Genomic DNA, 769 nt, shown 5'->3' on the forward strand with positions numbered 1-769 from the left:
ACGCGGCCGAGCGGCTGGCGATCGCCGACCTCGCCGCCCTGCCCTTCAAGGCCGAATTGGTCGAGCCAAAGGAGATCGACAGGATCACCGGGTCGGATGCCGTGCATCAGGGCGTGCTGATCGAGGCCGAGCCGCTGAAGCCGAAGCGCCTTGACGCGCTTGGCGACACTCAGTTGGTGCTCGTGCTCGACCAGGTCACCGATCCGCACAATGTCGGCGCGATCCTGCGCTCCGCGGTCGCCTTCGGCGCCGGCGCGCTGATGACCACGGCCCGCCACAGCCCGCAGGAATCGGGCGTGCTGGCGAAATCCGCATCCGGCGCGCTCGAACATATCGACCAGATCGAGGTGAAGAACCTCGCCGACGCACTGGGACAACTGCACGAGGCCGGCTTCCAGACCATCGGGCTCGATTCGGACGGACCGGCCGAGCTGGAGAAAACATTCGCCGGCGACAAGATCGCCCTGGTGCTGGGCGCCGAAGGCAAAGGCCTGCGCCAGAAGACGCGCGAGACGGTGACCGCGCTGGCCCGCCTCGACATGCCGGGTGCAATCCGCTCGTTGAACGTTTCCAACGCGGCGGCAGTGAGCCTTTATGCGGCGCGCGCATTCCTGAAGCGCGGCTGAGACCGAAGCGGCAGTCCGCCTTAACCGGAAAGATCAAGAACGAGAAACGGATCCCAGCAACAACGCTGGAAGCCGTTCTCGGACAGGAAAGGAGCAGGCGGCTTGGGAACGTTGCGCCGCCCTCTCCTGATCCTATGCTGCCT

1 protein-coding gene is annotated in these 769 nt (G+C 65.8%); it reads left to right on the forward strand.

Annotated elements, in window-relative coordinates; all coding sequences use genetic code 11:
• A partial coding sequence (locus EN780_RS35975) for an RNA methyltransferase (protein ID WP_133372941.1) occupies nucleotides 1-626 on the forward strand: 626 nt, incomplete at its 5' end.
• Nucleotides 627-769 lie beyond the last annotated feature (143 nt).

Source organism: Mesorhizobium sp. M4B.F.Ca.ET.089.01.1.1 (assembly GCF_004022605.1).
GTDB lineage: Bacteria > Pseudomonadota > Alphaproteobacteria > Rhizobiales > Rhizobiaceae > Mesorhizobium > Mesorhizobium abyssinicae.